Here is a 12,043-nt window from a genome sequence, read left to right on the forward strand (position 1 = left end):
CCCCAGTCCCCAGTCCCCAGTCACCTATCACCCTTTTTCAGTTCCAGAAAAATGTCATATTGTTGACTACGATTATCTTTGACAGCAGTTGTCACCCCAACAGTGTGTATTGCTGCTAGTAATGCTTGTTGACTGGGAGATGCAGTATTGAAAGTAAAACTTTTAACCGCCCGTTCCATATCTAAGAAAAACTGTCCTTTGGGTGGATTAAGTTCAGAGGGAACTGTTTGTTGAAAAGGGCGAGTGCTGGCTAGTGTGTTGTTGGGTTTAGGAACAATTGTATCACTGACAGGAGCGCCCAAAACGAAGAAAAGCACATCTTCATCTAACCAACCATGAGTAGCAGTTAAAGTCCCAAAAGGTGAAATCCAGTTCACAACAGGTTTACCCGCCACAGTAGCAGGCTCGACTTTAAACTGATATTGATTTTTCACTACTTCATCGAGATTTTGTAAAGCAGTTTCCGCAGATTGGCGTAAATTTCCCTGAGCATCACTAGCCTTAATCATAAACACTAAACCAGCCCGAAAATTATCAGGTGCTGCATCTTTTGGCGTATTAGGAATTACAGCAACTGAAAATTCCCCTTTCATCCAACTGAGTAAATCTTTTTCTAAATCCAAATTTGTCAAAGATTTTACACTCTGTCGCAGTTTTTCCGGCTTGATAGGTGACAAAGGATTTCCTTTAGAAGTAGAAACATAGTCTGTCCACAAACGCTGTAAGTTACTGCCAGACAACATCATTAAAGTTTCACTGGGAAGGCGATTTTGCATACTCCCGGCTTTATTTTCTACCGCCAGCACGCGCTTACTATTGGGGTTTAACCAAGAAACACCCTTTAACCTAACTCCTTGTGGTTCTAAGGTAATAGTTCCCGCCACACCTTGGTTATTTTGAAGTTGCGTCAGTACCTGAGCGGGTAAACGTCGATTAGGAGCCGCTGCTGCTATTTTGGCAGCTATTGGTACATTGATATAAAATTGAGCAAAAGGTTTATAACTGCTTGTTTTTGAGAAGTTTGTGGCAAAGCCTTCTAATGTTGCCAAAGAAGCTTGATTTTTATAGGCATCAATTGTTCTTTCAGTGGTTTTAGCATTATCTGTAATCACAATAAAATGCTGATCTATTAATGCAGCCGAAAGCTTTTGTCCAGCTTGTTCTTGGGTTTGTTTAATCGTGATGCCTTGATAAGTGCGCTCAATCCATTTACCTTGTTTCAATGATTTAGGTTGTGCCAAAATACTTTTGGCAGTTTCGGGATTTTTGATTGGTAAAATCATCACCATTGACTGTTCATAAATCTCAGCATCAGTGGCTACTTGTTTAGATGTTTTATTCTCTAATGAAGGAGCTAAAACAGCGATCGTAACTTCATCCCCTACCCAGGGTTGAATATCTTTCTCGAAGTTATAACCATTATTAGTTAACAAGCGTTGTTGCAACTTGATTAAATTTTTATCCAGTGCTTTTTGAGTTTCTGGTGTCCCAAACTCCCTTAATTTTTTCCATTGTTGAGTATCTGTTGTCAAGGAAACTGCAAACAAAGCATCTTGAGGAATAATATTTGCACCCACTGGCAAATTTCTAGATAATGGTTGTCCTTGGGTGAAAAACCAATATGCAGCACTTCCAGCACCAATCAATAACCCAGCAGTTGACAGGGTTACGATTAAAGACGGTTTCTTTTTTTTCTTGATCACACTAGACACAATAGGTAGTGCCATTACAAGTTATACCTATAAATAATTGCGAACAAATTACTGATTTGATGTTTTGAATCAAACCAAGCTCATTTAATCTCGCTCAGATTCCCCACTTCTTGAAGAATTAGGGAATCTTATTGTTAACGAGAAGAAAAACAGTAAGTTATTGTTGATAGATATTTTATTTAACCTGTTTTGTCAAATTCCCAATGGAATCTTGTTGAAATTAATTTGCATCTTGAGTGAGATGTCATTCCAATACGGTGGGATAGTTATCCTAATTCAATCATTACTACCACTCAACTGTGTCTGACCTAAATATTTAGTTAAATAAGGCGAAAAAACTTCATAAATTAAGGTGAGTGGTTGTCCATGATGCCAAAACAAATAATGGCGACCCCAAAATGGTCCAGCTTGCTCAAATCCTAACTCTAAAGCTTCTGAGTAACCACAATAAATTCCGCGAATATCTCTATACAATTCTGTACGGATACGGGCTAAACTTGCCCAAATTGGTAAAGAACGATTTTGCAAAAATTCATCTACATGACTCGCTTCCCACCAAGAAGTGGCATAACCCAATCTTTTACCGGAAGCAGTCCGCAGCCATACCTGTCGCCGCAGTCTTGGACCTGGTACGGCTTCAATTAAGCTAGGGGCGTGGTCTGAATTGTTGCCAATTAAAGACATATCTATTACGTCTACTTCTGTGGGTTCACAAGTCAGTAATTGTAAATGTCTGGTTGGAGAACCATCACCTAAAAGTAGTAATTGCCAAGCAGGTGCTAACTGAGTGTGAGGTAAACCTTTTTGAATTTCCTCTCCTTCACCTTGCCAAATAGGTTTTAAACGATGCCAAGCGGTTGGCAGTGTAGTGGTTGTGGGCGTAACTATAGTAGTCAATTTTATTTACAAAACTTCACCTATCTCTATAAAAGCACAATCAGAGAATTATGTCAGTTGCGTAAATCCTGATTTCAGCATATACAATATGGAAAAAAGACTGAATTAAATACGATATTTTATGATTAACCTAGAAAATATTCACCCACTCACAGACTTCAAACGCAACGTCAAACAGTTTATCGAACACATCAAAGCTACAAAATCTCCTCTCGTTCTCACTGTTAACGGTAAAGCAGAAATTGTCATTCAAGATGTGGCTAGTTTTCAACAAACTCAAGAACGTTTACAGCTTGCAGAGTCAGAATTGCAAAAGCTAAAGTTTGAAGCATTGAAACGGGATGTAGCTTTAGGTGCGGAACAGTTAAAAAATGGAGAATACAGCGAATATAACGATGAGTCTTTACCCAATTTGCTGGAAAAGATTAAAGCAAGAGGACAGGATCAGCTAGGTAAATAAAGAGTTACATGAATAGCTACATAATTTCCCAACTAGCTGAACAAGATTTAGAAGATATATGGGTTTATATTGCCCAAAATAATCAAATCGCAGCAGATACAGAAATCGCTAAAATTTTCAATTGCTTCCCAAAGTTAGCTAAATTTCCTGGCATGGGTAGAAGCAGAGATGATTTGTTGCCAGAACTCAGAAGCTTTCCTGTTAAACCGTACATCGTATTTTACACAAAAATTGATGATGGGATTGAGATAGTTCGGATACTGCATCACTCAAGAGATATTAATAGTCAATTTACAACTGATAACTAAACTATTCTTTCCGGCTTTGCCATATCCCACATACCACCCCGCAAGCTATATAATAATGATTATCATTTTAGAAAAGCAGTAATTTTAAGGTTGTATGCTGTCTGCAAATTCAAATACTGATCAGTCATTAAATTTGGTTCAGCGTCCTCGTCGTTTGCGACGGACTCAAACCCTACGGAACATGGTCAGAGAAACCACACTCACAGTAGATGACTTGATCTATCCCATGTTTGTGATGACTGGGGAAGGACAAAAAGTAGAAATTCCTTCCATGCCGGGATGTTATCGTTATTCTTTGGATCTGCTGTTAAAAGAAATTGCCCAAGTGTCCCAATTGGGAATTGGTGCGATCGCTCTTTTTCCAGTTATCCCAGAAGACAAAAAAGACGACACAGGGACAGAAAGCTACAACCCAGAAGGTTTAGTACAAACAACCGTCAAAGCTATCAAAAAAGCCGTTCCCGACATCATCGTTATTACCGATGTCGCCCTTGATCCCTTCACCACACACGGTCATGATGGTTTAGTAGATGAAAACGGTGTTATTTTGAATGACCCCACCGTAGAAGTGTTGGCAAAAATGGCACTTTCCCAAGCTCAAGCCGGCGCTGATTTTGTCGCTCCTTCTGACATGATGGATGGTAGAGTTGGGGCAATTCGTAAAGCCTTAGACGCAGAAGGTTATATCAATGTCGGTATTTTGGCATACTCGGCAAAATACGCATCAGCCTATTATGGACCATTCCGAGATGCTTTAGATTCCGCGCCGAAATTTGGCGATAAAAAAACCTATCAAATGGATGCGGGTAACAGCAAAGAAGCATTAAAAGAAGTTGAATTAGATATCGCAGAAGGTGCAGATATCGTCATGGTAAAACCTGCCCTAGCTTATCTCGATATTATCCATCAAGTCAAAATCAATACTAACTTACCAGTAGCAGCATACAACGTTAGCGGTGAGTATGCAATGATTAAAGCCGCCGCCGCTAATGGTTGGATAGATGAGAAAAAGGTAATTTTAGAAACCTTAACCAGCATGAAACGGGCTGGTGCAGATTTAATTTTAACTTACTTCGCCAAAGAAGTGGGTTTGATGTTGATTTAAGGAGGCAGGAGGCAGGAGGCAGGAGGCAGGAGGCAGTTAATTATTTAGGACTTACGCAAAATATCTCTCAAACCCTCTTACCTTCGTGTCCTTTGCGCCTTCGTGGTTCATTCTTCCGTGTAAGTCCTGTTATTCATTCTCCCCATCTCCCCACACACCCTACACCCTATGACAAAAATTGACTTAGCAATTATCGGTGCTGGACCTCATGCACTGACTTTAGTTGCCCATCTCTTGCAAAAACGGCAGACAATGAAAGGTAAATTTGCCGTATTTGATCCGAGTGGTTCATGGATGAGTCGTTGGAAACAGCAATTTGCAGCTTTGGAAATTCCCCATTTGCGATCGCCAGCAGTGCATCATCCCCACCCTAACCCCTTTGCTTTAAGGAAATTTGCTGAATCTCGTTCTCAGGAACTTTTTCCCCCCTACGACTTACCCGGCACTCAACTATTTGCGGATTTTTGCCAGGATATCATCGCCGAACGACAGTTACAGGATCAGGTAATTCCTTTAGCTGTAACCAGCATTAAACCCCTTTCAGATCATTTGCGTCCTCAATTTCAATTAGGGCTGTCAGACGGAAAAACCGTAACTGCACGGAGGGTAGTGTTAGCAACCGGTAGCGGTAAAATTAACATTCCTGATTGGGTAAATCAAATTAAAACAGAGTATCCTGAAAATAGACTCAGCCATTCTCACACTGTAGATTTACGGAAGTATCACAGTTTAGCAGGTCAAAGAGTTTTAATTCTCGGTGGTGGTTTAACCAGTGGACATTTAGCCGTCGGTGCAATTGCCCGTGGTGCAAAAGTTCACTTAATGATGCGCCGACAATTATCAGAAAAGCTATTTGACGCTGCACCCGGTTGGTTAGGACCAAAATATCTGAAAGGATTTTTTGAGCAAAATTGGCAACAACGCTGGAAACTCATTCAAGAAGCTAGAAATGGGGGTTCAATAACTCCAGCGATCGCCACCCAACTCCGTAAAGAAAAGCATCGTGGTAATATTATCATTGATGAAAACTGTCAAATAGTCAAAGCAGAATGGTTAAGTAATAACTGGCAAGTAGAATGTGATAACGGTAATATTTACAACTTTGATTATATCTGGTTAGCCACAGGTACTAAATTTGATGTCACCACCGAACCGTTACTACAAGACATTTTAGCCACCTATCCCATCCAAATAGTCAACGGTTTACCTGTGTTAGATACTTATCTGCGTTGGCCTGGTTGTGAATTATTTATCATGGGTGGTTTAGCAGCATTACAAGTAGGACCCACAGCTAGAAACCTATCCGGTGCAAGAATGGCCTGTGAAAAAATCGTTCCGGCAATAGTTAAACCTAGTGTAGCTTTTTCACCTAGTATTACAGAAATTAAAGCCAGCTAATACAATTTTGGATTTTAGATTTTGGATTTTAGATTGGAATAAATTCAATATCATCCAAAATTCTGGCTCCTGCCTCCTGCCTCCTTGCTGTATTGTTCCAAAAAAATAAACTTCAAACTTAGTAACATTCAGACCTTTTTGCGCTAAACTGATAACGATTCTCATTTTTTTGCTATGGTCAGTTCATTAACCCAGTCCCAAGACAGCTTAAACGAGCAAGATAGCGACAAACTTACACGCATTCGCCATACAAGCGCCCATATCATGGCAATGGCGGTACAAAAGCTATTTCCAGGAACTAAGGTAGCAATTGGACCTGTCACAGAAACAGGATTTTACTATGATTTTGACTGTCCAGTCAGCATCACTACCGATGACTTGGCAAAAATTGAAGTAGAGATGAGACGGATAATAAAAGCTAATTTACCTATTATCCGCGAAGAAGTAGAAAGAGCAGAAATTCGCGCCGAAATTACCGAATTAAATGAACCCTACAAATTAGAAATCTTAGAACGCATTCCCGCATCAGAAATTATCACACGTTACTTTATTGGTACTCCTGAAATTGCCAACTCAGAACCTTCATTGTTTGTCACAGATATTAAACCTACTAATAATTGTTGGTGGGACTTGTGTGCAGGACCCCACATTAACTTTACCGGAGAAATTGATGCTAATGCCTTTAAATTATTAAATGTTGCTGGTGCTTATTGGCAAGGCGATGAAACCAAACAGCAACTACAAAGAATTTATGGTACAGCTTGGACAACAAAAGTTGAACTAGAAACTTACCTACAACAAAGAGAAGAAGCACTGCGTCGAGATCATCGAAAATTAGGTCAAGAACTTAATCTATTTAGTATTCAAGAAGAAGCTGGAGGGGGCTTAGTATTTTGGCATCCCAAAGGTGCAATTATTCGCTACATCATTGAAGATTACTGGCGCAAATCTCATCTAGAATCTGGTTATCAACTATTATATACTCCTCATGTAGCGAATCTCGATTTATGGAAAACATCGGGTCATTTTGACTTCTATCAAGAGAATATGTTTGACTCGATGGATGTGGAAAATCAGGCTTATCAAATTAAGCCCATGAATTGCCCTTTTCATGTTCTAACTTACAAACATCAACTCCATTCCTATCGAGAATTACCATTAAGATGGGCAGAATTAGGAACAGTATACCGCTATGAACGCTCTGGAGCATTACATGGTTTAATGCGAGTGAGAGGCTTTACTCAAGATGATGCTCATATTTTTTGTTTACCCGAACAAATTGCCGAGGAAATTTTAGGAGTTTTAAATCTCACTGAGAAGATTTTATCAGACTTTGGCTTTAAAAAATATGAAGTTAATCTTTCCACCCGTCCAGATAAATCAGTAGGTAATGATGACGTTTGGGAATTAGCAACCACAGCACTAGAACAAGCTTTAAATGCTAAAGGCTGGAATTATAGTATAGACGAAGGAGGCGGAGCTTTTTATGGACCAAAGATAGACATTAAAATTAAAGATGCGATCGGTCGTTTATGGCAATGTTCGACAATTCAGGTAGATTTTAATTTACCCCAAAGATTCGAGATGGAATATATAGCATCCGATGGTAGTCGTCAACAACCCATCATGATTCATCGGGCTATTTTTGGTTCTTTAGAACGCTTTTTTGGCATTTTAATCGAGAATTACGCAGGTGATTTTCCCCTATGGTTAGCACCTGTACAACTGCGGCTTTTACCTGTAAGTGATGATTGTCGAGAATATGCAACATCCGTAGCAAATGATTTACAAAAAAGCGGATTTAGAGTAGAATTAGATAGAAGTGGGGAGCGTTTAGGTAAACAGATTCGCACAGCAGAACTAGAAAAAATTCCTGTTGTTGCTGTAGTTGGTAAGAAGGAAGTAGAAAACAAAACTTTGAGTGTCAGAAGTAGAAAATCGGGAGATTTAGGGGTTTTGAATTTAGCTGAACTTGTCAAGTATTTACAAAACAGCTTAAATTTGACAGGCGGTTAATTTTTTTGATTAATTTCAAACATCAACATTTTCAATTCACAAGGTTTAAATATGAATACTGTAACAGAATCAACTGTAAATACAATTCCAGCTATTCCCAAAACAGGAATGCCTGTCACTATCATTACAGGATTTTTAGGTAGTGGGAAAACTACTCTTTTAAATCAAATTCTCCAGAATAAACAAGATTTAAAAGTTGCTGTACTCGTCAATGAATTTGGTGATATTAATATTGATAGCCAATTGCTAGTTTCTGTAGACCAAGATATGGTAGAACTCAGCAATGGTTGTATATGCTGCACCATTAATGATGGTTTAGTTGATGCAGTGTATAGAGTTTTAGAACGAGAAGAACGCATTGATTATTTGGTAATTGAAACTACTGGAGTAGCAGATCCTTTACCCATAATTTTAACTTTTTTAGGAACAGAACTCAGAGATTTAACTAATCTAGATTCAATTATTACCGTCGTAGACGCAGAGACATTTGATCAACGACATTTTGAAAGTGAAGCAGCATTACAACAAATTACCTATGGTGATATTGTTCTGCTGAATAAAACAGACTTGGTGGACTTGCATAAACTGCGAGAAATAGAAGATTTTATCCATGATGTCAAGCAAGGTGCGAGAATTTTACATACTCAATTTGGTAAAGTTCCTCTACCATTAATTTTAGGTGTAGGCTTAACACCAAAAGATGAGTATATTACCGATGATGTAGAAGATACTCACGAACATCACCACCATGATCATGACCATCATCATGAACATCGCCACCATGACCATGAACACCATGAACATCATCATCACTCCCACCATTTAGAAAATGATGGTTTTGTGTCAATCTCCTTTCAAGCAGATAAACCATTTGATGTCAATAAATTTGAGAACTTCCTAGTTGAAAAAATGCCACAGGATGTATTTAGAGCTAAGGGCATTTTATGGTTTAGTGATAGTGAGTTGCGCCATATTTTTCAACTCAGTGGACCTCGTTACAGTTTAAATGCTGATGACTGGAAAACAGCGCCTAAAAATCAGGTAGTTTTCATTGGCAGAAAATTGGATAAAACTGAAATTTATACAAAACTTAACAATTGTCTGCTATGATAAATAAGTGTTAAAAAATTGCCCAAAACAGTTAATAGTGATTTCTAAGGATGATACCCAGATCCCCCACTTCTGCGATCAATTCACAATTTATTAACACGACAATAAAAGAAGTCGGGGATCTTATCACTCTATTAACCAACAAATAATTTATCAAATCCAAAGCAAACAATGACTTTATCAATTAGTCCCGTTCTCAATTCTGCTGATCAAGTTGTGTCATCTTTATCCACTCAGCAACAACCCCAAGTTACAGAAGCAGAAATGATGCAAGCTGTCAGAACATTGCTGATTGGACTAGGAGAAAATCCTGACCGGGAAGGGTTGAAAGATACTCCTAAAAGAGTCGTCAAAGCCTTACAATTTCTTACCAAAGGATATCATGAATCCTTAGATGAACTGTTAAACGGAGCAGTGTTTACAGAAAGTGCGGATGAAATGGTATTAGTGCGAGATATTGACATTTTCAGTTCTTGTGAACATCACATTTTACCAGTCATTGGCCGCGCTCATGTTGCTTACATTCCTAATGGTAAAGTCATTGGTTTATCAAAAATTGCCCGTATTTGTGAAATGTATGCAAGACGTTTGCAAGTTCAAGAACGTCTGACTTTACAAATAGCTGACGCACTGCAAGGTTTACTCAAACCCAAAGGAGTTGCAGTAGTGATAGAAGCAACTCATATGTGTATGGTAATGCGTGGTGTGCAAAAACCCGGTTCTTGGACTGTCACCAGTGCAATGCGTGGTGTATTTTCAGAAGATGCACGCACCCGTGAAGAGTTTATGAATTTAATTCGACACAATGCTAATTTTCACTAAAGTTAGGTGACAGGTGACAGGTGACAGGTGACAGTGAAGAAAATAGAGAATATAAAACAAGTTCTTTTATATTCATTCCTGACTCCTGACTCCTGACTCCTGACTCCTGACTCCTGCTGTAATTAAGTAATTAATTTATTCATGATTTATTAGATATGATTCTCCCATCTGAAATGATTAGAAACTTAAAATTTAACTCCCAAGGTTTAATTCCTGCGATCGCTCAAGATTACCGTGATGGTACTATATTAATGATGGCTTGGATGAACGCCGAATCAATTCAAAAAACCTTAGCCACAGGTGAAGCTCATTATTGGAGTCGTTCCCGTTCTGAATTATGGCATAAAGGGGCAACATCTGGACATATTCAAAAGGTAAAAGAGCTTTTTTATGACTGTGATGGTGATACAATTCTCATCAAAATTGAGCAAATTGGCGATATTGCCTGTCATACTGGTGCAAGAAGTTGTTTCTTTAATGCTGTAGAAATTCTGTTTCCTCAAACATAATTTTAATTATCATTCTAATTATAATTATAATTCTAATTATAATTCTAATTCTAATTCTAATTCTAATTGCTCATGAATATACCAAGCATTACCGTTGTAGCTGGATTATCTGGAACTGGAAAAACTACCTGGATTCGTCAACAAATCAGAGAAATCAAACCTTCTGAAAAATTTGAGAAATTAATTTATTTCAGTCCAGGAACAGGAAACGTATTAATTGATCATAGTTGTATAGCATCTGAATTTCCAGGAATTAAAGTTTTTGGGGATAATCAAGAAATTGAATTTATTCATCACATCCCAGAAGCGAATCATATTTATATAGAATTAGGTTCTTATCTAGAATTATCAACAATATCCCAAATATTAGATAATCTCAATTATCGTGCAGTCGCTATTTTACCACCCAATGATAAAAACTCAGAATATCATACATGGACTGAAGAAATTTTCTATGGCGCACCTGTGGAAATAATCCACATAGAAAATATTTGGCGCGTGTGTACAACTGGTCAAGTTATTGATGAAAATAGTTTAGAAGATTTTTGGTATGAAATAACTCATGGTGCTTATGGTGAAGTTGTCCGCGCTAAGGGTATTTTTGATGTCAATGATGGACGTTCTATATATTGTGATTTTGTCGCTGGTGTTCCCCAAACAGAGTTTTTAGAATTAGATTTACCCAGATATTTAGAAGGTAGACCACAGCGTTTTAGTGGCTTAGAAATATCAGGTACAAATTTAGATGAACCAGCATTAAAATCAACATTATCAGATTGCTGTTTATCTGATTATTTAATTTCCCAATATCAACAACAAGTCAAACAAATTTTATTAGAAGGTCAAGCAGTATGAAAATAGCAATAATGTCATGTATTCATGGTAATAATGAAGCCTTAGATGCTGTATTATTAGATATTGAACAACAAAAAGCAGAAAAAATATTCTGTGTAGGTGATTTAGTAGGATATGGACCCTATCCCAATGAAGTTGTTAACAAAATTCGCTCTTTAGATATTCCGACCTGTATTGGTTGTTGGGATGAAGATATAGTCGAAGGTTTGAATGCTTGTGATTGTAGTTATCCTTCATTATTAGCAGAAAAAAGAGGAATCCAAGCTCATGAATGGACGAATAAAGAAATTACCCCAGAAAACCGCGAATTTTTAGCCAATTTACCTTACAGTATGCAATGGGGAAATTTAGCTTTTGTTCATGGTAGTCCTCATAGTAATCATGAATATTTATTACCAGAACTTGATGCTTTTGTCGCTTTAGAAAGGGTTATTTCTACAGGTGCAGATGTGCTGTTTTGTGGACATACTCATGTCCCTTATGTGAGAACTTTAGATGCAGGTAATTTACAGGTACGGGTTGATATAGATAGTCATAAAAAATCACAAAAAATTAGTTTTACATCTCCTATAAAGAGAATTATTAATGTTGGTTCAGTAGGAGAACCGCGACATGGTAGACCGAATGCAACTTATGTCATTTATGATCAAGAAATTCAAGAGGTAACATTAAGAGAAGTTGCTTATGATTATCAAAAAACCTGTGCAGCAATTATTGAAAAAGGATTACCAAAAATATTTGCTTGGCGTTTAGCAAATGGTTTAGAATTTGCTGAAAGAGCAGATGATCCTACTCATGTTTGTACAAGGTGATTGGTGATTGGTGATTGGTGATTGGGGACTGGGGACTGG

12 protein-coding genes are annotated in these 12,043 nt (G+C 37.9%); 10 read left to right on the top strand and 2 right to left on the bottom strand.

The annotated features are described in order from the left end of the window. Positions 1-20: 20 nt before the first annotated feature. Together H5968_RS23300 and H5968_RS23305 are read right to left on the bottom strand one after the other, a co-directional pair. Positions 21-1,727, bottom strand: a complete 1,707-nt coding sequence (locus H5968_RS23300) for a DUF3352 domain-containing protein (RefSeq protein WP_187041838.1) — start codon at positions 1,725-1,727, stop codon at positions 21-23. Positions 1,728-1,988: 261 nt separating this feature from the next. Further along, positions 1,989-2,609: a chorismate lyase gene (locus H5968_RS23305; RefSeq protein WP_187041839.1), complete on the bottom strand. Its 621-nt coding sequence runs from the start codon at positions 2,607-2,609 to the stop codon at positions 1,989-1,991. Between the two features lie 121 nt (positions 2,610-2,730). On the opposite strand from H5968_RS23305, the gene H5968_RS23310 reads away from it, so the two are divergent. The 10 genes from H5968_RS23310 (at position 2,731) to H5968_RS23355 (ending at position 12,004) form a co-directional block, all read left to right on the top strand. After that, complete coding sequence (locus tag H5968_RS23310) at positions 2,731-3,069, top strand: type II toxin-antitoxin system Phd/YefM family antitoxin (RefSeq protein ID WP_187041840.1); 339 nt, start codon at positions 2,731-2,733, stop codon at positions 3,067-3,069. 8 nt (positions 3,070-3,077) lie between these two features. Next, positions 3,078-3,377 (top strand): type II toxin-antitoxin system RelE/ParE family toxin, encoded by a 300-nt coding sequence (locus tag H5968_RS23315; RefSeq protein ID WP_187041841.1) that lies wholly within the window; start codon positions 3,078-3,080, stop codon positions 3,375-3,377. 94 nt (positions 3,378-3,471) lie between these two features. Then, positions 3,472-4,482, top strand: a complete 1,011-nt coding sequence (gene hemB, locus H5968_RS23320) for a porphobilinogen synthase (RefSeq protein WP_187041842.1) — start codon at positions 3,472-3,474, stop codon at positions 4,480-4,482. Positions 4,483-4,650: 168 nt separating this feature from the next. Further along, positions 4,651-5,880 (top strand): FAD/NAD(P)-binding protein, encoded by a 1,230-nt coding sequence (locus tag H5968_RS23325; RefSeq protein WP_187041843.1) that lies wholly within the window; start codon positions 4,651-4,653, stop codon positions 5,878-5,880. A gap of 174 nt (positions 5,881-6,054) precedes the next feature. Then, positions 6,055-7,896, top strand: coding sequence for a threonine--tRNA ligase (gene thrS / locus H5968_RS23330; protein WP_187041844.1), 1,842 nt, complete (start codon positions 6,055-6,057; stop codon positions 7,894-7,896). Between the two features lie 51 nt (positions 7,897-7,947). Continuing rightward, positions 7,948-9,006, top strand: a complete 1,059-nt coding sequence (locus H5968_RS23335; RefSeq protein ID WP_187041845.1) for a GTP-binding protein — start codon at positions 7,948-7,950, stop codon at positions 9,004-9,006. Between the two features lie 171 nt (positions 9,007-9,177). Beyond that, complete coding sequence (gene folE / locus H5968_RS23340) at positions 9,178-9,828, top strand: GTP cyclohydrolase I FolE (protein WP_187041846.1); 651 nt, start codon at positions 9,178-9,180, stop codon at positions 9,826-9,828. 155 nt (positions 9,829-9,983) lie between these two features. Further along, entirely contained in the window at positions 9,984-10,337 is a 354-nt protein-coding gene (hisI, locus tag H5968_RS23345; protein ID WP_096568203.1) for a phosphoribosyl-AMP cyclohydrolase, read from the top strand. A 72-nt stretch (positions 10,338-10,409) separates the two neighbouring features. After that, positions 10,410-11,192 carry a GTP-binding protein gene (locus H5968_RS23350; RefSeq protein ID WP_187041847.1) on the top strand — a complete coding sequence of 261 codons (783 nt, stop codon included), beginning with the start codon at positions 10,410-10,412 and terminating at the stop codon, positions 11,190-11,192. Then, positions 11,189-12,004: a metallophosphoesterase gene (locus H5968_RS23355; RefSeq protein ID WP_187041848.1), complete on the top strand. Its 816-nt coding sequence runs from the start codon at positions 11,189-11,191 to the stop codon at positions 12,002-12,004. Before H5968_RS23350 ends, H5968_RS23355 begins: the two co-directional genes overlap by 4 nt. Positions 12,005-12,043: the final 39 nt, after the last annotated feature.

This window comes from Sphaerospermopsis sp. LEGE 00249, from assembly GCF_014299995.1.
Lineage (GTDB): Bacteria > Cyanobacteriota > Cyanobacteriia > Cyanobacteriales > Nostocaceae > Sphaerospermopsis > Sphaerospermopsis kisseleviana.